Origin of the sequence: Streptacidiphilus fuscans, from assembly GCF_015690355.1 — a bacterium.
Classification (GTDB): Bacteria; Actinomycetota; Actinomycetes; order Streptomycetales; family Streptomycetaceae; genus Streptacidiphilus; species Streptacidiphilus fuscans.
This window is the reverse complement of the sequence record NZ_JADPRT010000007.1, coordinates 181,539-203,122: the sequence shown is the minus strand read 5'-3', so window position 1 is coordinate 203,122 and position 21,584 is coordinate 181,539. Positions and strand designations below refer to the sequence as shown.

Genomic DNA, 21,584 nt, shown 5'->3' with positions numbered 1-21,584 from the left:
GCGTTACCGACTGAGCGTCACTGCTCGACGGAGAAGAGCTGGGTCTCGGCGTGGTCGAGGGCCAGCTTGACCGCGCCGATCGCGATGGCCGCGTCGCCGAGGGCCGAGAGCTGCACCTCGGGCGGCCGCAGGCAGAGGCGGCTGAGCTGTTCGCGCAGCGGCTCCACGACGCCCGCCAGGCCGCTGGCCCAGCCGCCGACGACCACGATCTGCGGGTCGATGGCCAGCACCAGCGCCGCGACGTCACGCACCAGCCGGGCCAGGAAGCGGTCGCGCACGTCCATCGCCGTGTGGTCGCCCTCCTGCGCCAGCCGCAGCACCCGCGCCACGGCCGCCTCGTCCAGCGGGTCGTGCAGGCGCTTGCCCGAGGGGGAGAGCAGCTGGGACGGCTCCGCCTCCTGCCCGAGCACGTGCAGCGAGCCGATCTCGCCCGCCGCGCCGCCGAAGCCGCGGTGCAGCCGTCCGCCGATCAGCGACCCGGCCCCCGGGCTGAGCCCGGCCAGGACGAAGACGACGTCGCTGCGGCCGACCGCCGCGCCCTTCCAGTGCTCGCCGATGGCGGCCAGGTTGGCGTCGTTCTCGACCAGGACCGGGCAGCGGAACGAGCGGCGCAGCCGATTGGCCAGATCGAGCCCGGTCCAGCCGGGAAGCGCCGTGCCGAGCTGGACCACGCCCTCGGAGTCGACCACGCCGGGCGTGCCGACGCCGACGGCCCAGATGGTGTCGCGCGAGATGGCGCCGCGCCGCAGCAGTTCGGCGACGGTGCCGCGGACCAGGGCCAGGCGCTCGTCGGCCTCGGTGGTCTCGTCGATCGGCCGTCCGTACGCGCCGAGGGTGCGTCCGCGCAGGTCGGAGATGATGGCGCGGGCGCCGTGGGTGCCGATCTCGACGCCGAGCAGGTGTCCGGCCTCGGCGCGGAAGCGGAAGTGCCGTGCGGGACGTCCGCGCTGGCGCACGCTCTCGGTTCCGGGCTTCCCCGTGCCCGCCGCCACGGCCGCAGCGGCCGGGTCCACCTCGACGACGAGACCGGACTCGATCAGGCCCTCGATCACACCCTCGACCGTGGGCCGGGACAGGCCGGTCTCCCCGACCAGCTGGGTCAGCGTCAGCACCTGGCCCTCGCGGAGGGCGCGCAGCGTCACCGCGGAGTTGATCCGCCGCAGCAGCGAGGAGTCACCACCGGTGAGCTGGGCCACCACGCTCCGTCCTTCCGCTGCTGTTTTCGCCGGGGTTCCGCGGCCGTCGTTCCGTGGCTGCGACGGTGGGCGGAGTCATGGCGGATGGTATCCGGGCCGCGCCGACCGGTGCGAGCGTCGTTGCAGCTCAATCGGGGCTTCGGTATCAAACGGCAATCATCGTGCCCGGTGCGGCCCCTGGACGGCAGGCGTCCTCACAGCAGCGCGTACTGGCCCTCCGGCCCTTCCTCCTGACAGGTGAACACCGACGCCGGTCGGCGCGCCGCGGCGGGGACCGGGAGCACACCCGCGTCGGCGAGTTCGGCACGGCCGATCCAGGGCCCGCCGGAGGCGACGAGCTGCTGCTGCGCGGGCAGCAGTTCGGCGAGCAGGGAGAGCGTGGTCGTCAGCTCCAGCAGCTCGGTGGTGGCCCGCTGCGGCCAGACCGTCAGGCCGAGCGCCTGCAGCGTGCCGGTTTCGGCGGAGCGGAACGCGATCCGGTCCTCGAACCACTCGCGGAGGGCGGGCGAGGCCCAGGCGCTCGGCAGTACGGGGGCCAGCCGGCCCTCGCCGAGCAGCAGGGTCTCGCTCTCCGGCTCGTAGCCGAGCGTCTCCGGCTGCCGGTCGACGGGCTGACGCACGAACGCCCGCCTGCCGTCCGGGAGTCGGCGGCCGGCCGCTTGCCCGCTTTGCAGCGTGAGCACGCGGTGCCCGAGCGCCACGCCCTCGGCCCAGACGGCGGCGGAGCGGGGGAGCGGCACGAGCGGGTCGCCTCCGCTGCGCGGCGCGTCGGGCCGGGCGGTGACGGCGGTGATCCACGCCAGCAGGTCCGCCGGGGTGATCGGCGCGGTGGCCTGGAGGACGCGTGACAGATGGGCGAGCAGTCCGGGCGCGACGTTCGGCTCCGACCCGTCCGGACGCCGGTGCAGCGGATGCACCGTCACGCGCGGGTCGACCGGCAGTTCGGTGCTGACGACGGTGGCGGGCGAGTCCGGCGCGGCCGGGGTCGGCTGCTGCGGTGGCAGCGTGAGCAGGAAGCGCTGGTCGGGGCCGAGGACCCGCCAGAGCTCCGGGCGGGCCTGGTCGAGCAGGCGGTGGTCGGCGAGGAGCCAGAGCCGGTCGAAGGCCCGGCTGCGGACCCGGACCAGCGGCGGCCTGGGGCCGGGCACGCGGGACAGTCGGTGAGTGCTGCCGCCCTGTCCCGCCTGTCCGGGCAGCGCCGCCACCGCGGAGTCGGGGGTGCGGGAGCGGGTCGGCTCGAACAGCTCGGCGCGCCGCTCGGGTGTGGCCTCGACCAGCCGCCGCCAGCGCTCGTCCAGCACCTCGGGGTCGGCGCAGAGGACCCAGGAGCGGCCCGTCCTGATCCCGCGGACGGACCACGGCATCAGCTCGGACAGCGCGGCGTCCCCTCCCCTTTCCGTCACGCGACCATCGTAATGACCGCCCGTCGGGGCCGGGGCGGATGACGGCACCTTCGGACCGGCTGCGCCCACGGGCCCACGGGCCCACGGGCCAGCGGGCTCACGGGCCTACGGCTCCGGTCGCCGTCTCAGCCCTCGGAACTCCCGGCGACGCGCCAGCGCCGCTGCTTGGGTGGAGGCATGAGCGAACCCGGGCCCCTGAGCCGAATCAGCATCCGCGCCGCACGCGTCTCCGACGTCGTCGCCGTCCTGGACTTCTGGCGGCTGGCCGCCGAGGGCACGAGCATCACTGACGACGTGGCAGGTGTGACGCGCCTGGTCGAGCGCGACCCGGACGCGCTGATCCTGGCCAAACTGTCCGCGGGCGCAGGCGATTCGGCACGGGCAGGTGACTCGGCACAGGCGGGCGATCCGGCGCGGTTGGTCGGGACCGTCATCGCGGGCTGGGACGGCTGGCGGTCCAGCCTCTACCGGCTCGCGGTCCACCCCGACCACCGGCGTCAGGGCATCTCCAAGTTGCTGCTGGACGCCGCGCACGAACGCTTCCGCACGGTCGGCGGTCGTCGTGCCGACGCGATGGTGCTGGAGGCCAACGGGACCGGGCAGGCCGCCTGGGCTGCCGCCGGGTACCACCGCGAGGACCACTGGCGACGCTGGGTCAAGCCGCTCGGCTGAGGCGGTGCCAGCCCGCCTGCCCGCCTGCCCGCGCAGTTGAGCGGCCGTCGGTCGGTTTGTCAGTGGCCGGGCGTAGGGTCGCCCTATGGTCGCTCAACTGCCGCGTGGTCATCCGGAGCTGAACAGGACACCCGATTTCGCCCACTTCAGCGAGCCTGCCGAGCCCACGGAATCCAGCGAGCCCACGGACTCCGCCGAGCCCGCCGGGCTCCCGGAGCTGCGGGCGGTCGCGGCCTCGTTGCTCGCCCGGATGGCGGACCTGCGCGAGCGCGACCAGCCGGTGCCCGATGCGCTGTTCCGCGCGGCCCAGCGGTTCCAGCCGCTGCTGGACGGCGTGGATCCGGAGAGCGAGGACGAGCTCGACGAGTTGTGGGGGTTGGCCCTGGCGCTGCCGGGCCTGCTGCGGGGGCTACTCGTGCGCGATGGCGTCGAGGACGTTGAGTCGCGAGGCGCGTAGCGCGGGGCCGACGGCGGCCAGCAGGCCGACCACGGCGGCGCCGATCATCACGGCGATCACGGTGGACCACGGGATCGACAGCGACTGCAGCCCCTTCACCGCCAGCAGCCGCTGCGAGGTCAACCCCCACACCAGCCCGAGGCCCAGCCCGAGGACCGCACCGAACAGCGCGATGACGACGGCCTCCAGCCGGACCATCCGCCGCAGTTGGCGGCGGCCCAGCCCGATCGCGCGCAGCAGCCCGATCTCGCGGGTGCGCTCGATCACCGACAGGGCCAGCGTGTTGACCACGCCCAGCACGGCGATGATGATCGCCAGCGCCAACAGGCCGTAGATCAGCTGCAGCAGGAAGTCGATCTGGCCCCGGACCAGCTTCTTGTAGTCGGTCTGGTCGCGCACCTGCACCTGCGGGTCCTTGGCCAGCGCCGTCGTCAGCGCGCTCTTGACCTGCTCCTTGTTCGCCCCGGGCCCGACGTTAACGAAGACCACGTCGTCCAGCGCGCCCGGCACGTAGCCGCGCAGCGTCTGCGTCGCGACGACCGGTTCGTCGCCCAGGCCGCCCGGGCTGGTGTCGGTGACGTCGATCGCGCCGACCGTCAGCGTGCCGGTCCGTCCGCTCTGGAACAGGAGCGTCACCGGGCTGCCGACGTGCAGGCCGTGCGCGTCCGCGTAGTTGGAGCCGACCATGACCCGGCCGGGCGCGGTGCCCTGGGCGATGGTGCCGGTGCGCATCTGGATCCGGACCACCTTGTCCAGGCCCGACGTGGTGCCGACGACCAGCGTCCGGCTCTGCGAGCCGTTCGCCGCGACCAACGCACCCCGAGTCGCCTGGCCGCGCACCGCCAGCCCCACGCCGTGCGTGGCCTGGACGGTGTTGCCGACCTCGTTCGGGAACGGCAGCCCGTTGGCGTTCTGCACGATCAGGTCGGCGCCGATGGTCTTGTCGATCTGCGCGTCGATCGAGGTGGCCATCGACGAGCCGACCACCGAGAGCGAGGCGACCAGCGCCAGTCCGATCATCAGGGCCGACGCGGTGGCGCTGGTCCGGCGCGGATTGCGCAGCGCGTTGCGCTGGCTCAGCGTGCCCACCGGGCCGAAGACGCGCGGGAACCAGCCGCCGACCAGCCGGATCACCGGCCGGGCCAGCAGCGGGCCGATCACCACCAGCCCGATCAGGCTGAGCAGCACCCCGGCCCCGAGCAGCAGCCCGGCGCGGCCCAGATCCCGCGTCACGGCGGCGGCGCCCAGCGCGGCAGCCGAGAGCGCCAGCACCACCAGCCCGACCGCCGCGCGTATCCGCAGCGGCGCGCCACGGCCGGAGGTGTCCGCCTCACGCAGCGCGGCCATCGGCGAGACCTTCGACGCGCGGCGCGCCGGCAGGTAGGCGGAGACGGCGGTCACGACGATCCCCACCGTGTAGGCGGCGACGACGGTCGGCCAACGGATCGCCAGTTCACTGCCCTTGAGCACCAGCCCGCCCGTCGCCACGAGCTTGATCAGCCCCAGTGCGAGCCCGACGCCCAACGCCAGCCCGACGGTCGAGCCGATCACGCCGAGCAGCACCGCCTCGACCATCACCGACCGGTTGACCTGCTCCCGACTCGCGCCCAGCGCGCGCATCAGCCCCAGCTCGCGGGTGCGCTGGGCGACCAGCATCGAGAAGGTGTTGAGGATCAGCGAGATGCCGACCAGCACGGCGATCCCGGCGAAGCCGAGCAGCGCGTCCTTGATGACGGAGAGGAAGGTGCCGAGCGTCTGCGCGGCGTCCTTGGCGGTCTGCTCCGCCGTCTTCACGTCGTAGGCCTTGCCGACCACGGCCGCCACCCGGTCGGCGAGCTGCTGGTGGGTGAGGCCCTTGGCGGCGACCGCGTCGACGGAGGTGAACACGCCCGGCTGGCCCAGTAGATGACGCTGGGCGGTGGCCGTGTCCAGGAAGACCAGCGTCGCACCGGGGTTGGTGGTGTTGAAGGTGGCGATGCCGGTCAACCTGACCGGGAAGCTGCCGGTCGCGGAGATCACGTGCAGCGGCTGGCCCAGGACGAGGTGGTGCTTGGCGACGGTGTCGGAGTCGACCACGACCTGCGCGCTGTTCACCGGCGGCGAGCCGGAGGTCAGGTCGACGGGGGAGTTCGGCTCCGGGCTCCAGTTGATCCCGATGGTCGGCGCGCCGCCGATCGCGCCGATGCTCTTGTTCCGCGCGTCCGTCAGTACGATCCCGGCGAGCTGGACCCGCCCGTAGTCGGACGCCACCCCGGGCACGTGCGCGACCGTGCCGACCAGGGACGCCGGGACCGTCGGCACGGTACCGGAGAGGCTCTGGTCGTTGCGGCCCACCAGGTCGTTGTGCGCGGTCACCGAGACGTCCGCCGAGGTGCTGCGGAACAGCCGGTCGAAGGTGCTGCCGATGGTGTCGGTGAACATCAGCGTCCCGGCGACGAAGGCCACCGAGAGCACGACCGCGAGCAGGGACAGGGCCAGTCGGCCCTTGTGGGCGAGGAAGCCGCGCAGCGTCGCCTTGAGCATCGGTCCGCGCGCCCCCTACTCGGCGCCGGTGGTCGCGGGCCGGGGATCGAGGCGGCGCATCCGCTCCAGCACGCTGTCGGCGGTCGGGCGCTCCAGCCGGTCCACGATCCGTCCGTCGGCCAGGAAGAGGACGAGGTCGGCGTAGGACGCGGCGTTCGGGTCATGGGTGACCATCACGACGGTCTGTTGCAGCTCGTCGACGCTGCGGCGCAGGAAGCCGAGCACCTCGGCTCCGGATCGGGAGTCCAGGTTGCCGGTCGGCTCGTCCGCGAAGATCAGCGCGGGCCGCCCGACCAGCGCGCGTGCCACCGCGACGCGCTGCTGCTGCCCGCCGGACAGCTCGTGCGGCCGGTGGCCGAGCCGGTCGCCCAGCCCCAGCGTCTCGATCACCTGGGCCAGCCAGGCGGCGTCCGGCCTGCGGCCCGCGATGTCGCCGGGGAGGGTGATGTTCTCCTGGGCGGTGAGCGTGGGCAGCAGGTTGAACGCCTGGAACACGAAGCCGACCCGGTCCCGCCGGAGTCTGGTCAGCTGCCGGTCGCCCAACCGGGTCAGTTCGGTGTCACCGATCCAGACCTCGCCCGAGGTCGCCTGGTCCAGCCCGGCCAGGCAGTGCATCAGCGTCGACTTGCCGGAGCCGGACGGCCCCATGATCGCGGTGAACCGCCCGGCGTCGATCGCGACGTCGACGGCGTCCAGCGCGAGAACGGCGGTGTCCCCGCTCCCGTATGCCTTGCTCAGCCCCACCGCCCGCGCGGCGGGAGCCGCGTGCTGTGAGGTGTTCTCTGAGGCGCTCTGTGGCGGTCCAGCCATGACTTCGTGCTCCGACTCCCCCGGCCGACCCTCCGAACTCGCTGACCAGCATGGATCGGCGTCCGAAACGAGCCTATGACCGACACCCCGGAGCGGCATCCGCCGAAGGACTGAGCGGAACCCTGAAAGATCCCCGGCACCGTCCCCTACGGAGTCGGTTACGTGAGTTACGCGAGCGACCAGTCGCCGCCGAGCGTGGGCGCGAGCGAGGCGCGGGCGACCTTGAGGAAGCTCTCGGGGTCCACCTCCGGCCCGGCGCAGCGCTCCGGCAGTGCGCCCAGCAGCGGAGCGTCCGCCACCAGCGGCAGGTCGGCCAGGTTGCACCGCATCGCCAGGTCCGGCTCGGCCGGCCAGCCGCCGATGACCAGCCCGTGCAGCGGGATCGAGCGTGCACGGAGCGCCTCCGCGCTCAGCTCGGTGAGGTTGAGCGTGCCGAGCCCGGCGGTCACCACGAGCAGCACCTCGGCCTGGAGGCCGAGACCGGTCAGCGCGGCGGGAACGTCGGCGAGCGAGGAACCCTCCGCGTCGAACCGCACCAGCAGGCCGCCCGCGCCTTCGACCAGCACCAGATCGTGGGTCTCGGCGAGCCGGGCCACCTCCTCGGCGATCTGCGCCGGCGTCACGGGCGGCAGGCCGCTGCGCGCGGCGGCGGTCCCGGGCGCGAGCGGCTCGGGGTAGCGCCCCAGCTCGCTCACGGTCACCGTCCCGGCCAGCCGCAGCACCTCGTCCACGTCCCCGGGCTCGCCCGGCGCGACGCCGGTCTGCGCGGGCTTCAACACCGCGACGCGCCGCGAGGCGTCGCGCGCGAGGGCCGCCACGGCGGCGGTGGTGACGGTCTTTCCGATCTCGGTGTTGGTGCCGGTGACGAGGAGGATCTGGCAGGTCATGTGGTGCCTTCGGTGGGAACGAGCGTTGATTCGGAAAGAGAGATCGGGACGTTGCAAACGTCCAGGGGCGCGGGGCTCTGCTGATGTGCGGCTCCGCCGCGTGGGCGCGACAAGCCACCCCAGGAGGTGGGTCCCCGAACGTGCAGGGCCATCCGCACAGGGTGGTTGCTCGCGCAGTTCCTCGCGCCCCTAGGCGGCTTCCGCCGCCGCGCGGACGCCCGCGCAGAGGGTGGCCAGGTCGGCGTCGTCGCAGACGTACGGCGGCATGGTGTAGACGAGGTCCCGGAAGGGCCGTAGCCACACGCCCCGCGCCGCCGCGGCTCTCGCCGCGCGCGGGACGTCGACCTCGTGGTCGAGCTGCACGACGCCGATCGCGCCCAGCACCCGGACGTCCCGCACGCCGGGAAGCCCGGCCGCAGGCGCCAGCCCCTCCCGCAGGCCGGCCTCGAGACGCTTGACCTCCTGCCGCCAGTCCTGCGCCAGCAGCAGCTCGATCGACGCGTTGGCCACCGCCGTCGCCAGCGGGTTGCCCATGAACGTCGGCCCGTGCGCCAGCAGGGGGACCTCGCCGCGGCTGATGCCCTCCGCCACGCGGGTCGTGCACAGCGTCGCCGCCAGCGTCAGATAGCCGCCGGTCAGCGCCTTGCCGACGCACATGACGTCCGGGGAGACGCCCGCGTGGTCCGCCGCGAACAGTTCGCCCGTCCGGCCGAAGCCGGTGGCGATCTCGTCGAAGACGAGCAGCACGTCGTGCGCGTCGCACAGCTCCCGCAGCACCCGCAGGTACGCGGGGGAGTGGAACCGCATGCCGCCCGCGCCCTGGACCACGGGTTCGACGATCACCGCTGCGGCCTCCGCCGCATGACGGCCCATCAGCTCGTCCAGGTGGGCCACGTACGCCGGGTCGACGGGGGCGTCGAACCCGGACGGCGGGGTCTCGGCGAAGATCTGGCGCGGCAGGACGCCGGTCCAGAGCTCGTGCATCCCGCCCTCGGGGTCGCAGACCGACATCGGGTGGAAGGTGTCGCCGTGGTAGCCGCCGCGCCAGGTCAGCAACCGGTGCTTCTCCGGGCGACCCTGCGAACGCCAGTACTGCAGGCACATCTTGGCCGCGACCTCGACCGAGACCGAGCCCGAGTCCGCCAGGAACACGTGCTGCAGCGGCTCGGGCGTCAGCTCGACCAGCGTGGTCGCCAGCCGGACGGCGGGCTCGTGGGTGAGCCCGCCGAACATCACGTGGCTCATCCGGCCGAGCTGGTCGCGGACGGCCGCGTCCAGCACCGGGTGACCGTAGCCGTGGATCGCCGACCACCACGACGACATGCCGTCGATCAGCTCGTCCTGGCCCTCGACCGGCCGGGCCATCCGCAGGCGGACGCCGCTCGCGGACGCGACCGGGTAGGGCTCGGCCGCGCCCGGCATCGCCCCGTAGGGGTGCCAGACGTGGGCGCGGTCGAGCTCCAGCAGCCGGTCGACGTCCATCGGTGTCCGGCCGAACGTTTCCGACATGCTCATCAGGCGTTGGGCGGCAGGTCCGTGCCGGCGCCGCGACGGCGGACGGCCACGTCGGCGTGCTCGCGGTCGCGCGGCAGCGTCGCCTCGTCCTGGCCCTCGACGACCCAGCCGCCGTCGGCCAGCATCTCCAGGTCGGCCTGGCCGGCCTGGCCCTCGCTGGTCAGGTAGTCGCCCAGGAAGATCGAGTTGGCCAGGTTGAGGGCCAGCGGCTGCATCGAGCGCAGGTGGACCTCACGGCCGCCCGCGATGCGGACCTCCTTGTCCGGGAAGACGAACCGGACCATCGCCAGGATGCGCAGGCAGCGCTGCGGGGTGAGGTTCCACTCCTTGGCCAGCGGGGTGCCCTCGAACGGGATCAGGAAGTTGACCGGAACCGAGTCCGAGTCCAGGTCGCGCAGCGCGTAGACGACGTCGACCAGGTCCGCGTCGCTCTCGCCCATGCCCGCGATCAGGCCCGAGCAGGCGGACAGACCGGCGGACTGCGCCTTCTGCACGGTGTCGACGCGGTCCGAGAAGTCGTGCGTCGAGCAGATGTCCTCGTAGGTGCCCTCGGACGTGTTCAGGTTGTGGTTGTAGGCGTGGACACCGGCGTCGCGCAGCCGCTCCGCCTGGCCGTCGGAGAGGAGGCCGAGGCAGGCGCAGATCTCGACCTGCTCGTTCTCCTCCTTGATCGCCGCGATGGTGTCGGCGACGCGGTCCACGTCCTTGTCCGTCGGGCCGCGACCGCTGGCCACCAGGCAGACGCGCTTGGCGCCGCCCGCCACGCCGGCCTTGGCCGCGGCGGCGGCGTCACCCGGCTTGAGCCAGGTGTACTTGAGGATCTCGGCCTTCGAGCCCAGCCGCTGGGAGCAGTAGGAGCAGTCCTCGGGGCAGAGTCCGCTCTTGAGGTTCACCAGGTAGTTGAGCTTCACCCGGCGGCCGAAGAAGGCCCGGCGGACGCGACCGGCCGCGGCGACGACGTCGAGGAGTTCGTCGTCGGTGGTGGTGAGAACGGCCAGGGCCTCCTCGCGAGTGGGCAGTTCGCGGTTGAGCGCCTTGGCGACAAGAGAGTCGAGCAGATCCATGAGGGCGATCCTGCCCTGCGGTGATCCGCCGCCGCCAGTACGGAACCGCATAGAACATCTCACACAACGCTGGTCGTGTTGTCATAGATCAACCGACTCGGACCCGACTCGTCCACTTTGCGCACCGACGCGCCCAGGTGTGGTGTGCACGATGTGAAGGGATCAGGTGCGACCTGTGAGCACGGCGCGAAAGCCTGTCAGTGGCCTGTGAATTCGGTGTCTGCGCTGATCACCCGGCTGGTTCGCACGGGAGTGTGACCCCCTACACTCTCTCGCATGACGACCAGGGGAGAGTCGGCTGCCGACCCTCGGGAAGCAGAGTCGCGGCCCGTGCACGCCGCGCCCGCGCATGCCGCCGGGCCTGGGTCCCGGCCGCGTCGCGGCTCGCGCAGGGCGGCGCTGATCGGCCTGCTGGTCGTGTCGGCGGGCATAGCGACCTGGGCGGAGGTCCACTACACGGGCGCCTCCTCGGCCGCCGCAGGGGCCGGTTCGACCGAGGTCTCCCAGGACAGCGTCGGCGCGGCCGCGCCGGGTGACACCGGCGGAGCGACCGCGCCGCAGGGCAACCTGCCGGACGCGGCGACCATGGCCCCGGTCACGGTGAACGTGCCCGTGAGCGCCACCAACCTCAGCGCCTACCAGGAGACCCGCTACGCGCTGGGCAGCGCCGCGTCCTGCCTGGGCGTCATGGCTCCGACCGTGCCGGGTGCCGTCGTCACCTCGTGTGAGGGTTATCTCACAGCGGATTACCTGAGCACCGACCATTCGGTGTTGTCGCAGGTCACCCTCTTCACCTTCGCCGACGAGAACGCGGCGAGCCGGGCGCAGTCCGAGCTCGCCGACGCACCGGCGTCGGTGGGGATGCGTCAACCCGGCAACGCCGTTCCGGGGGTGACGGCGCCGCTGGCCGCCGTGCAGCGGAAGGTCTCCCAGGTCGGGCGTTTTGTCACGGTTGTCCAATCCGCCTACGCGACGCAGGCGACCGGCGCCACCGCCGACCTGGTCACCCCGACCTGGTACCTGACCGCGCAGACCGCGAACTCGGTCATGTGGGACGAGTGAGGGCCGCTCCGCCTGCCGCTCACCCGCACCACCCTCTGCCCGGCCGTGGTGATCAATGTCGCAACAACTCCGAGTTGTCCTGCGCGGCGCGCGCCTGACAAGGTCGGCCCATGACCCTCGCCACCGCTGACCCCTTCGCGTGGATCGACGCCGCCGCCGAGACCCGGCAGCGGGCCGGTCTGGTGCGCACGCTGCGACCGCGCCCCGCGGACAGCGGTCTGCTCGACCTGGCGAGCAACGACTACCTCGGCCTCACCCTCGACCCCCGGGTCACCGACGCCGCGGCCGAGGCTGCCCGGCGCTGGGGCGGCGGTGCGACCGGCTCCCGGCTGGTGACCGGGACGACCGAGCTGCACGCCGAGCTGGAGCGCGAACTCGCCGAGTTCTGTGGCGCGGAGGCGGCGCTCGTCTTCTCCTCCGGCTACACCGCCAACCTGGCCGCGCTCACCGCGCTGACCGGCCCCGAGGCGCTGATCGTCTCCGACGCGCTCAACCACGCGTCGCTGATCGACGGTTGCCGCCTCTCCCGGGCCCGGATCGCCCGCGCCGCGCACAAGGACCCCGGTGCGTTCCGTGCCGAGCTGGCCAGCCGGAGCGAGACCCGGGCGATCGCGGTCAGCGACTCCGTCTTCTCCGTCGACGGCGACGCCGCGCCGCTGGCCGAGCTGGCCGCCGCCTGCCGCGACCACGGCGCGGCGCTGGTGGTCGACGACGCGCACGGCCTGGGCGTGCTCGGCGCGGGCGGCTCCGGGGCCGTCGCTGCCGCCGGACTGGCGGGCGCGCCGGACGTGGTGACCACGGTGACCCTCTCCAAGTCGCTGGCCTCGCAGGGCGGCGCGGTCCTCGGTCCGCGCCGGGTGATCGAGCACCTGGTCCAGGCCGCGCGGACCTTCATCTTCGACACCGGCCTCGCCCCGGCCGCCGCCGGTGCCGCCTTGGGCGCGCTGCGCGTGCTCCGCGCCGAGCCCGAACGTGCCGACCGGGCCCGGGAGGTGGCGCACCTGCTGGCCGACGCCCTGCGTGCGGAGGGTTTCGAGTCCAGCGAGCCGGACGCGGCCGTCGTCTCCGTCCGCGCGCCCTCCCCGGAGACGGCCGTGGCCTGGGCTGCCGAAGTGCGCGCCCTCGGCCTCGGCGTCGGCTGCTTCCGCCCGCCGTCCGTGCCCGACCGCTTCTCGCGGCTGCGCCTCACGGCACGCGGTGACCTGACGGACGATCAGATCTCCTGGGCCGTCTCACTGCTCTCGCGCACCGCCCCCGAGGGCGCGCGGAGGGACGGCTGACGCGCCCTGTCGTCCGGCGTCCCGGTCATGATGGGATGACCCCATGACCGCAAAGACACCCATGACCGGGACCGCGGGCAGCCCGAACCGCCAGGGGAAGATCCGCTGGGGCATCCTGGCCACCGGGACCATCGCCAGGGACTTCACCGCGGACCTCCAACTCCTGCCGGACGCCGAGGTCTTCGCGGTCGCCTCGCGCACGAAGGCCGCCGCCGAGGACTTCGCCGCACGCCATGGCATCCCGCACGCGTACGGCAGCTGGGCGGAGTTGGCCGCCGACGACCGCGTCGACGTGGTCTACGTGGCCACGCCGCACAGCGCCCACCACGACGCCGCCGCGCTCTGCCTCGACGCGGGCCGCGCCGTCCTCTGCGAGAAGCCGCTCACGCTGGACGCCGCACAGGCCCGCTCGCTGGTCGAACTGGCCCGCAGTCGCGGGGTCTTCCTGATGGAGGCCATGTGGATGCGGTTCAACCCGGCGATCCGCCGGGTGGTCGAGCTGATCGGTGACGGTGCGATCGGCGAAGTCCGCACCGTCCACGCCGACTTCGGCATCGCCGGGCCGTTCGAGCCGAGCCACCGCCTGCGGGACCCGGCGCTGGGCGGCGGCGCGCTGCTGGACCTCGGCGTCTACCCGGTCAGCCTGGCCCACCTGCTGCTGGGCGTGCCTGCCCAGGTCCGGGCCTGGTCCAGCCCGACGCCCGAGGGCGTCGACGCCAACACCGGCGTCCTGCTCGGCTACGACAACGGCGCGCTGGCCGCTCTGACCTGCGGGATCGTCTCCGCCACGCCGTGCCGGGCCACCGTGACCGGCACCGAGGGCCGGATCGAGCTGCCGCCGGGCTTCTTCCGGCCGGACCACCTGCTGCTCCGGCGTGGGAACGACGAGCAGCAGCCGGCCGAGCGGATCGACGTGCCATACCACGGCATCGGGTTCACCCACGAGGCCGAGGAGGTCATGCGCTGCCTGCGCGCCGGGCTGCAGGAGAGCCCGCTGATGCCCTGGCAGGCATCGATCGAGGTGATGGAGCTTCTCGACGAGGCCCGCCGTCAGGCCGCCCGCTGACCGGATGTGTGGTCAGTTCACCCGGCCGAACCAGACCGAGTGCGTCCAGATGTGCTCCAGCTTCACGTAGGTGCCGGGGTGCGGGGAGTGCCAGATCTTCCAGTGCCCGGCGTAGATGCCCACGTGGTAGACGTAGTCGCCGTCGTGGAAGAAGACCAGGTCGCCCGGTCGGAGCTGGCGGAACGAGATGTGGTGCACGTGGTTGTACTGCTGCTCCGCCGTGCGGGGGAGTTTTCTCCCGACATGTTTGAACGCGTAGTAAGTAAGTCCCGAGCAGTCGAAAGAGTAAGGTCCGGTGGCTCCCCAGCGATACGGGGCGCCGTGCTCGGATTCGGCGACGTGCAGGGCCCGCAGGCCGATGGTGAGATTGGCCGCGCTGGCCGACGGCGCGACCACTGCGGTCCCGCCGAGAAGTGCTCCCGTGGCGGCGAGCGTGGTGAATCCGGCCTTCAGCCGGTTGGCATGGTTGCGCGCAGAACCAGAGGACGCAGACATGCGAAAGTCCTTCCGGAACCGCCTACGAAAGTCGTCCCTGTCGGGTTCGGGCTCCAGAAGCTGCCCGGCCGTCGTCCCGGCTTCACCCCGAGGGATGGCGTTGCCTGCGCCACCCCGTACTGCCTGGGTCTCCCGTTCTCGCCTGTCAGGTGTGTGTGAGCACCTGGCGTCCGGCCGGTGGCGAGACTAGGCGTCCGGCAGGACCGCCCCGCCACGGTGGCGAGGACTTGTTCGTTCGGCGGACAGTATTGGCACGTTTTTATGGGATCTTCACGTTCCGCCGTGCGTTTGTGATTCTTACCACAGCGGGTTTGCCGCGCAATTCTTGAGCCTGAAGAGGTATTCGCATCCGGGGCGTCGAAAACGATTACGGGCGCGTTCGAACCGCGTATGAACTGGGCTTATTCGGGACGCCGCGGGAATGGTTCATCCATTCGGCGGGCGTCGGCCGATCGTGTCGGCCAGTCCGTATCCGACGGCCTGTTCCGCGCCCATGGCGAGGCCGTGTTCCAGGTCGTGTCGCACCCGCTCGACGCTCGTGCCGGTCACCTCGGCCAGGAGCGCCTCGACGGCACGGAGCCGGCGCTCCCAGGAGTCCGCATGGTGCATCAGTTCCTCTGCTGCCAGCGGGTGGCCGTCCGGTTCGGTCTCGGGGGACGGGTGGGCGAGCAGGAGCCGGGCCTGCGGCATGACGACCCGTCGGCCCGGCGTGCCGACGGCCAGCAGCACGGCCGCGGTCCGCTCGGCGTGCCCCAGGCAGACGGTCTGCACCGGGCAGGCGAGTGAGCGGACCACGTCGACCAACCCGAGCAGCGGCGTGAGCGCTCCGCCGGAGGAATTCAGGTAGAGGCTCAGCTCGCGGCCCGGGTCGGCGCGGTCGAGGTGGAGCAGTTCGGCGGCGGCCTCCGCGCAGGCGGTGTCGTCGAGCGGCCCGGTGAGGGTGACCACCCGTTGTTCCAGCAGTTGCTCGCGGAAGGGGTCGCGGAGTCGATCGGTCGGCATTCCGTCCTCCTGCTCGTCCCGGATCTCGTCCTGGATCGCGTGCCGGATGAGGTCCGCTGAGGATGTACGTTCTGTACAGAACGCTAGACTTCGAGCATGCCTGCTGAGATCCCCGTGACACAAGCCAGGGCCGCCTTCGCGGAGCTGGTGAACCGCGTCGGCTACGGCGGCGAGCGGGTGGTCATGACCCGCCACGGCAAACCCCTGGTCGCCCTGGTCTCCGCCGCTGACCTGCGGCGACTGGAGGAGCTCGACGGCCGGGAGGCCCCGCGGCCCCCCGAGGAGCCGGAGTGGTCGGGCGCCGTCAGCGAGATCCACGAGGTCGGCCCGCTCACGGAGGGCGCCCGCCCGCGGCGCCGCTTCGGGATCACCGCCCAGGAGAACCAGGGCCGGGCTGACGGTGGTGCGCACTAGATTGAACGCGTGACCGATGATCAGCTGCCCCAGGGTGTAGGCCGGACCGCGCTCGGCGTCGCGATGGCGCGGGCCAACGAGAGCAAGCGTCCGGACCGGCTCTTCGACGACCCGTACGCCGCCGCGTTCGTCCGCGCGGCCGCTGCCTCCGCTGCGTCCGCGTCCGTGCAGGTGCCGCGCGGCGAGCCGAGCGAGGCCCGGCGGGCGATGAGCGCGCACCTTGTGCTGCGCACCGCGTTCTTCGACGACTACCTCCTGGACGCGGTCGGAACGGGCGGCTGCACCCAGGTGGTGCTGCTCGCGGCAGGGCTCGACGCGCGTGCCTTCCGGTTGGACTGGCCCGACGGCGTCCGGCTCTTCGAGCTCGACCTGCCCGACACCCTGGCCTTCAAGGAGCGGGTGCTCGCGGCCGAACAGGCCGAGCCCCGGGTGTCACGCACCGTCCTCACCGTCGACCTGCGCGAGGACTGGGCCGCCGCGCTGGTCGCAGCCGGGTTCGACCCGGGGGCGCGCACGGCCTGGCTGATCGAGGGCCTGCTGATCTATCTGGAGGCCGCCGACGCCGCCGCGCTGCTGAAGCAGGTGGGCAAGCTCTCCGCGCCCGGCAGTCGCCTGTCGCTGAACCGGGGCCGCCATCTGCAGCGGACCTTGGAGCTGTCGCTCCGTGAGCCCGCGATGGCCGCGGCGACCTCGCTCTGGCGCGGCGGCCTCGGCGAGGAGGCCGCCCAGTGGCTGCGGCGCCACGGCTGGCTGGTCCACGAGATCCACGAGGACGAACTCGCCGACCGGTACGGCGCGGACCGCCTGACCTACGGCGGCGGCTTCCTCGTCGCCGAGCGTCCCGCACCGGGCGAACGCCCCCGCCGAGCCGCCGCCCGCCTGCTCGTCCTGGATCAGGACGACCACGTCTTCCTGCAACTCCACCACGACGCCGAGGTCGGCCCGCACTGGGTGCTGCCCGGCGGCGGCCTGGAGCCGGGCGAGGAGCCGCTCGCCGGGGCCCTGCGCGAGACGGTGGAGGAGACCGGCTGGACCGACGTGACCACCGGCCCGGCGCTCTGGACCTGGGAGCACGACTACCACCGCAGCCGCGAAGGCCTGGTCCGCCAGCACGAGGTGATCTTCCTGGCCCACGCCCCGCGCCGGGACCCGGTCGGCGACCTGACCGCCTCCTTCGCCGCCGACGGCATCCTGCGCTGCCGCTGGTTCAGCCCGGCCGAACTCGCCGAGGTGCGCGAGGTGCTGTGGCCGCCGCAACTGGTCGCCCTGCTGGAGGCGCTCCGCCGCGACGGTCCGCCCGCGGAGCCGATCGACCTCGGCTATGTGCCCAATCGCCAGGAGGGGGAGGCGGGCGAGGCCTGACGTCGTGTGTGCCCTCACCGGCACGGCGCAGAACTGAAGGGCCGGCGGCAGCGTCCCCTGAAGCAGCCCCCTTGGCACAAACCCGTTGGCGCAGGGCCCGTGAAGCGGAGCACTCGTCACTCCTTCGGGCAATCGCGTTGACCGCGTCACAGTCGCGACATATCGTGTTGCTGTCGTCGTTGGTCCGTCGTCGGGAGTGTCCGCCGTGAATGAGCCTGTGCTGCGCCCTGCCCCCGTCGCCGAGGGGCCCGCCCTGCGCGCGGGGGACGTCGACCGGGACCGGGTCGCCGCTGTGCTCGCCGACGCGCTGGCCACCGGCCACCTCGATCCGGAGGAGCACGCGTCGCGGCTGGAGGCCGCCTACGCGGCGCGGACGCTGGCCGAGTTGCACCCGCTCACGCTCGACCTGCCCGTCTCCGCGTCCGAGCTGCAGCCCGTCGAGCCGCCGAGCGCCCGGCCGGTGACGGCGCTGTTCAGCAAGGTCCGGCGCGGTGGCCAGTGGCCGGTGCCGCCCACGAGCGTGGCCCGTGCCCGCTGGGGCAAGCTGGTGATCGACCTGCGCCAGGCGGTCTTCACCCGGCGCGAGGTGGTGATCGAGGCCGACGCCCTCTGCGGGCTGATCGAGATCATCCTGCCGCCGCACGTCCGGGTCTACGACGAGGGCGGCGCGTTCTTCGCCAAACGGGTGCTGCCGCTCGGCGCGGTGGACGAGACGCCGACGGACGGACCGACGATACGGATCACCGGCCGGGCCCTCCTCGGCCAGGTCCGGGTGCGCCGTCCCAGGGCCGCGTCCGGCGCCGGTGGCCATGCGTGGCGGGAGTGGCGCTGAGTGCGACGCCGCAGCATCCTTGACGTGATGGGCCGACGTCACCAGGAGTAGCAGGAGGTTCGCCCATGAACGTCTACGGAATGCGGGCCGAGTACGCGGGCAGCGGAACGATCAAGGCCTGGCACATGATGAAGGACGGTGCGCTGACGGCGCTCTGCGGCCGTGAGCTCCGCGAGGACGCGGCGATCATGACCGACGCCGGCTGGGCGCACACCAAGGAACCGATCTGCCACACCTGCGGCGCGCTCTACCTGCGCCAGGTGCCCTACGACAGCATGATGTCCGGCACCTGACCTGCGGCTGATCCGGCGCTCGGCGGCTCAGCCCGCCGGGCGCTGGCCCAGACGGGCCAGGTACGCGTTGTACGCCTCCAGCTCCTGGTCGCCGTTGCGGTCGGCGGCCCGGTCCTTGCGGCGCGACTGGCGCTCCTCGGACTTGGCCCACTGGAAGGTCAGCGCGATCAGCACCACCGTCGACGGGATCTCGCTGAACGCCCAGGCCAGGCCGCCTGCCAGGTGCTGGTCGCTCAGCGGGTTGACGCCGAGCGATGCCGCCGGGTGGGCGAAGGTGGTGACCAGGAGGTTGGAGGCCATCATCACCGCCACGCCGAAGAAGGCGTGGAACGGCATGCCCATGAACAGCTCCAGGATCCGCATCACGTAGCCCGGGCGGTGCGGTCCGGGGTCCACGCCCATGATCGGCCAGAAGAAGAGCAGGCCGACCGCGAGGAAGTGGACCATCATCAGCTGGTGGCCCCAGGTGCTCTTCATCAGGTAGTCGAAGATCGGCGTGAAGTACAGCCCGTATAGGCTGGCGATGAAGAGCGGAATGGTGAACGCGGGGTGGGAGACCACCTTGAGGTACCGCGAGTGCAGCAGGGCGACGAGCAGCTCGCGCGGGCCGCGCCTGCCCTTGGCGGCCGGGCGCAGCGTGCGCAGCGCCAGCGTGACCGGGCCGCCGAGCAGCAGCAGGATCGGCGTCAGCATCGACAGCACCATGTGCTGCATCATGTGTGCGCTGAGCAGCACCATCCCGTACTGGGCCAGCCCGGTGCAGGTGACGAGCAGCATGGTGACGACGCCGAGCATCCACGCGACGACGCGGCCCACGGGCCACTTGTCGCCACGCCGCCAGAGCCGGACCACGCCGAAGAGGTAGAGGCCCGCCAACAGCAGGGCGCCCACCAGGAAGTACCAGTCGGCGGAGGGGTGGAAGGCGAGCGCCCGGCCGAAGGTGAAGGGGGGAAGCTCCTGGTCCATCCCCGGCATGCCCGGCATGCTGCCCATCGGCGGTTCCCGCTTCCCTTGTCCTGGTACGCACAGCTACCGCACCAGAGTAGAACCGACCGTTTTGTCCTTCTGCACCCGGGTCAGCTTTTGGGCACCAGCGTGTTCTCCGAACGCCGCCCGGCCAGGTAGTCGTCGACGTTGGCGACGGTGGTCGCGATGATCTGGCCGACCGCCGTCGAGGTGAAGTAGGCCTGATGGGACGTCACCAACACCTGAGGGAACGTCATCAGCCGGGCAAGGGTGTCGTCGGTCACACCCTCCAGCGACTTGTCGAAGAAGAAGAGGCCGGTCTCCTCCTCGTAGACGTCCAGCCCGACGCCGCGCAGCCGCCCGGCGCGGAGCGCCTCGACCAGGGCGCGCGAGTCGACCAGCCCGCCGCGGCTGCTGTTGATCAGGATCGCGGACGGCTTCATCCGGCCGAGCGCGGTCTCGTCGATCAGGTGGTGGGTGTCGGCCAGCAGCGGGACGTGAAGCGAGACGACGTCCGACTCGGCCAGCAGCCGATCCAGCGAGGCGTACTCCATGCCGAGCTGGTCGCGGCAGACCGGGTTCTCGGCGATGTCCCACCCGAGCAGCCGGGTGCCGAAGCCGTGGGCGATCCGGGCGAAGCACTCGCCGATCTTGCCGGTGCCGATCACGCCGACGGTCATGCCGTGGACGTCCAGGCCCATAAGGCCGTCCAGCCGGAAGTCGAACTCGCGGGTCCGTCCGGCCGCCCGGACGATCCTGCGGTTGACGGCCAGCGCCAGCGTCCAGGCGAACTCGGCGACCGCGTAGGGGGAGTAGAAGGAGACCCGGCTGATGGTGAAGCCGAGTTCGCCGGCCACGTCCAGGTCGATGTTGTTGAAGCCGGTCGACCGCTGGGCGATCATCCTGGTGCCGCCCTTGGCGAGGATCCGCAGGGTGGTGGCGTCGAGCTGGGCGTTGACGCTGGTGCTGACGATCTCGTGCTCGGCCGCAAGTGGCGCGGTGTCCGCGTTGAGGAAGACCTCCAGGCAGCGGACCTCGTGCCGACCTGCGAACGCGGCTTCCAGCAGGGGTTTCTCGTCGGCCTGCACGCCGTAGGCAAGGATCTCCATGCGGCCACGCTAACCGGACATTTCAGGCACTGCTCGGCGGTCCGCCGACGATCCGCCACCGAGCGGACGCACTCGGTGGCGGATCGTCGGGCAGCCGGCGCAGCGTCAGATGACGGTCTCGGCCTCGGCGTAGCGCTCGGCCGGCACGGTCTTCAGATCCGCGACCGCGTCGGCGAGCGGGACCAGGTTGATGTTGGTCCCCTGCAGCGCGGTCAGGTGACCGAACGCGCCCTTGTGCACTGCCTCGACCGCGTGCCAGCCGAAGCGGGTGGCGAGGATCCGGTCGTAGGCGGTCGGCGTACCGCCGCGCTGGATGTGGCCGAGGATGACCGGGCGGGCCTCCTTGCCCAGCCGGTGCTCGAGCTCGCCGGACAGCTGGGTGGCGACGCCGGTGAAGCGCTCGTGCCCGTAGATGTCGATGGTGCCCTCCTGCCACGGCATGCTGCCGGGCTCGGGCTTGGCACCCTCCGCGACCACCACGATCGCGAACTTCTTGCCGCGCTCGAAGCGTTCGCGGACGACCTCGGTGAGCTTGCCGATATCGAAGGGCCGCTCGGGCACCACGATGGCGTGGGCGCCGGCCGCCATGCCCGCGTTGAGGGCGATCCAGCCGGTGTGACGCCCCATCAACTCCACGACCATGACCCGCTGGTGCGACTCGGCCGTGGTCTTGAGGCGGTCGAGAGCCTCGGTGGCCACCGAGACGGCGGTGTCGAAGCCGAAGGTGACGTCGGTGCAGGCGATGTCGTTGTCGATGGTCTTCGGCACGCCCACGATCGGCAGGCCCGCGTCGGAGAGCAGGCGCGCCGCCTTCAGCGTGCCCTCACCGCCGATCGGGATGATGCCGTCGAGGCCGAGCCGCTGGCACATCTCCAGGGCGGCGTCGACGCCGCCGCGGAGCTTGGACGGTTGGACGCGGGTCGAGCCCAGGATGGTCCCACCCTGGGCCAGGATGCCGGAGACGGACTCCAGCGTCAGCTCCTGGTAGTCCTCCTCGAGGAGGCCCCGCCAGCCGTCGACAAAGCCGATGATCTCGTCCCCGTGGTCCACCACTCCGCGGTGGACCACCGACCGGATCACGGCGTTCAGACCGGGGCAGTCCCCGCCACTGGTCAGCACACCAATACGCATTGTTCAGCTACTCCCGAGCAGAGCGCGGCGACCGGAATCGGACAA

At 72.2% G+C, this 21,584-nt stretch carries 21 protein-coding genes; 9 read left to right on the top strand and 12 right to left on the bottom strand.

Annotation, left to right across the window (positions count from 1 at the left end; all coding sequences use genetic code 11):
- Positions 1-17: 17 nt before the first annotated feature.
- On the bottom strand, positions 18-1,196 hold the full coding sequence (locus I2501_RS18730) for an ROK family protein (protein WP_196195226.1): 1,179 nt from the start codon (positions 1,194-1,196) through the stop codon (positions 18-20).
- A gap of 194 nt (positions 1,197-1,390) precedes the next feature.
- Complete coding sequence (locus I2501_RS18725) at positions 1,391-2,599, bottom strand: type ISP restriction/modification enzyme (RefSeq protein WP_328806455.1); 1,209 nt, start codon at positions 2,597-2,599, stop codon at positions 1,391-1,393.
- 177 nt (positions 2,600-2,776) lie between these two features.
- On the opposite strand from I2501_RS18725, the gene I2501_RS18720 reads away from it, so the two are divergent.
- Positions 2,777-3,271, top strand: a complete 495-nt coding sequence (locus I2501_RS18720; protein ID WP_408022751.1) for a GNAT family N-acetyltransferase — start codon at positions 2,777-2,779, stop codon at positions 3,269-3,271.
- An 85-nt stretch (positions 3,272-3,356) separates the two neighbouring features.
- Positions 3,357-3,728 carry a hypothetical protein gene (locus tag I2501_RS18715; RefSeq protein WP_196195225.1) on the top strand — a complete coding sequence of 124 codons (372 nt, stop codon included), beginning with the start codon at positions 3,357-3,359 and terminating at the stop codon, positions 3,726-3,728.
- Here the strand turns inward: I2501_RS18715 and I2501_RS18710 are convergent.
- The 5 genes from I2501_RS18710 to bioB form a co-directional block, all read right to left on the bottom strand.
- Complete coding sequence (locus I2501_RS18710; protein WP_196195224.1) at positions 3,681-6,251, bottom strand: ABC transporter permease; 2,571 nt, start codon at positions 6,249-6,251, stop codon at positions 3,681-3,683. The genes I2501_RS18715 and I2501_RS18710 overlap by 48 nt on opposite strands.
- Positions 6,252-6,266: 15 nt before the next feature.
- Positions 6,267-7,061: an ABC transporter ATP-binding protein gene (locus tag I2501_RS18705; protein WP_196195223.1), complete on the bottom strand. Its 795-nt coding sequence runs from the start codon at positions 7,059-7,061 to the stop codon at positions 6,267-6,269.
- 167 nt (positions 7,062-7,228) lie between these two features.
- Positions 7,229-7,948 (bottom strand): dethiobiotin synthase, encoded by a 720-nt coding sequence (gene bioD / locus I2501_RS18700; protein WP_196195222.1) that lies wholly within the window; start codon positions 7,946-7,948, stop codon positions 7,229-7,231.
- Positions 7,949-8,137: 189 nt separating this feature from the next.
- Positions 8,138-9,457 carry an adenosylmethionine--8-amino-7-oxononanoate transaminase gene (locus tag I2501_RS18695; RefSeq protein WP_236046638.1) on the bottom strand — a complete coding sequence of 440 codons (1,320 nt, stop codon included), beginning with the start codon at positions 9,455-9,457 and terminating at the stop codon, positions 8,138-8,140.
- A 5-nt stretch (positions 9,458-9,462) separates the two neighbouring features.
- Positions 9,463-10,527, bottom strand: a complete 1,065-nt coding sequence (gene bioB / locus I2501_RS18690; protein WP_196195221.1) for a biotin synthase BioB — start codon at positions 10,525-10,527, stop codon at positions 9,463-9,465.
- Positions 10,528-10,803: 276 nt separating this feature from the next.
- On the opposite strand from bioB, the gene I2501_RS18685 reads away from it, so the two are divergent.
- The 3 genes from I2501_RS18685 (at position 10,804) to I2501_RS18675 (ending at position 13,935) form a co-directional block, all read left to right on the top strand.
- Entirely contained in the window at positions 10,804-11,589 is a 786-nt protein-coding gene (locus I2501_RS18685; protein WP_196195220.1) for a hypothetical protein, read from the top strand.
- A 110-nt stretch (positions 11,590-11,699) separates the two neighbouring features.
- Positions 11,700-12,869 carry an 8-amino-7-oxononanoate synthase gene (locus I2501_RS18680; protein WP_196195219.1) on the top strand — a complete coding sequence of 390 codons (1,170 nt, stop codon included), beginning with the start codon at positions 11,700-11,702 and terminating at the stop codon, positions 12,867-12,869.
- 43 nt (positions 12,870-12,912) lie between these two features.
- Positions 12,913-13,935 carry a Gfo/Idh/MocA family protein gene (locus I2501_RS18675; protein WP_236046635.1) on the top strand — a complete coding sequence of 341 codons (1,023 nt, stop codon included), beginning with the start codon at positions 12,913-12,915 and terminating at the stop codon, positions 13,933-13,935.
- A gap of 12 nt (positions 13,936-13,947) precedes the next feature.
- Here I2501_RS18675 and I2501_RS18670 read toward each other — a convergent pair whose 3' ends face one another.
- Entirely contained in the window at positions 13,948-14,430 is a 483-nt protein-coding gene (locus I2501_RS18670; protein ID WP_196195218.1) for a C40 family peptidase, read from the bottom strand.
- A 426-nt stretch (positions 14,431-14,856) separates the two neighbouring features.
- Complete coding sequence (locus I2501_RS18665) at positions 14,857-15,432, bottom strand: ATP-dependent Clp protease proteolytic subunit (RefSeq protein ID WP_196195217.1); 576 nt, start codon at positions 15,430-15,432, stop codon at positions 14,857-14,859.
- A gap of 96 nt (positions 15,433-15,528) precedes the next feature.
- Between I2501_RS18665 and I2501_RS18660 the strand changes: the two genes are divergently transcribed.
- The 4 genes from I2501_RS18660 (at position 15,529) to I2501_RS18645 (ending at position 18,333) form a co-directional block, all read left to right on the top strand.
- Positions 15,529-15,846, top strand: a complete 318-nt coding sequence (locus tag I2501_RS18660; RefSeq protein WP_196195216.1) for a type II toxin-antitoxin system Phd/YefM family antitoxin — start codon at positions 15,529-15,531, stop codon at positions 15,844-15,846.
- Between the two features lie 9 nt (positions 15,847-15,855).
- Positions 15,856-17,208: an SAM-dependent methyltransferase gene (locus I2501_RS18655; RefSeq protein ID WP_328806454.1), complete on the top strand. Its 1,353-nt coding sequence runs from the start codon at positions 15,856-15,858 to the stop codon at positions 17,206-17,208.
- Positions 17,209-17,413: 205 nt separating this feature from the next.
- Entirely contained in the window at positions 17,414-18,040 is a 627-nt protein-coding gene (locus I2501_RS18650; RefSeq protein WP_328806453.1) for a DUF1707 SHOCT-like domain-containing protein, read from the top strand.
- A gap of 65 nt (positions 18,041-18,105) precedes the next feature.
- Positions 18,106-18,333 (top strand): hypothetical protein, encoded by a 228-nt coding sequence (locus I2501_RS18645; protein ID WP_196195215.1) that lies wholly within the window; start codon positions 18,106-18,108, stop codon positions 18,331-18,333.
- A 27-nt stretch (positions 18,334-18,360) separates the two neighbouring features.
- On the opposite strand, the gene I2501_RS18640 is transcribed toward I2501_RS18645, so the two are convergent.
- The 3 genes from I2501_RS18640 to I2501_RS18630 all read right to left on the bottom strand — a co-directional run bounded on the left by I2501_RS18640 (position 18,361) and on the right by I2501_RS18630 (position 21,539).
- Positions 18,361-19,326 (bottom strand): cytochrome c oxidase assembly protein, encoded by a 966-nt coding sequence (locus tag I2501_RS18640; RefSeq protein WP_236046633.1) that lies wholly within the window; start codon positions 19,324-19,326, stop codon positions 18,361-18,363.
- An 83-nt stretch (positions 19,327-19,409) separates the two neighbouring features.
- Positions 19,410-20,408, bottom strand: coding sequence for a 2-hydroxyacid dehydrogenase (locus I2501_RS18635; RefSeq protein WP_196195214.1), 999 nt, complete (start codon positions 20,406-20,408; stop codon positions 19,410-19,412).
- A 105-nt stretch (positions 20,409-20,513) separates the two neighbouring features.
- Entirely contained in the window at positions 20,514-21,539 is a 1,026-nt protein-coding gene (locus I2501_RS18630; protein ID WP_196195213.1) for a 6-phosphofructokinase, read from the bottom strand.
- Between the last annotated feature and the right edge of the window lie 45 nt (positions 21,540-21,584).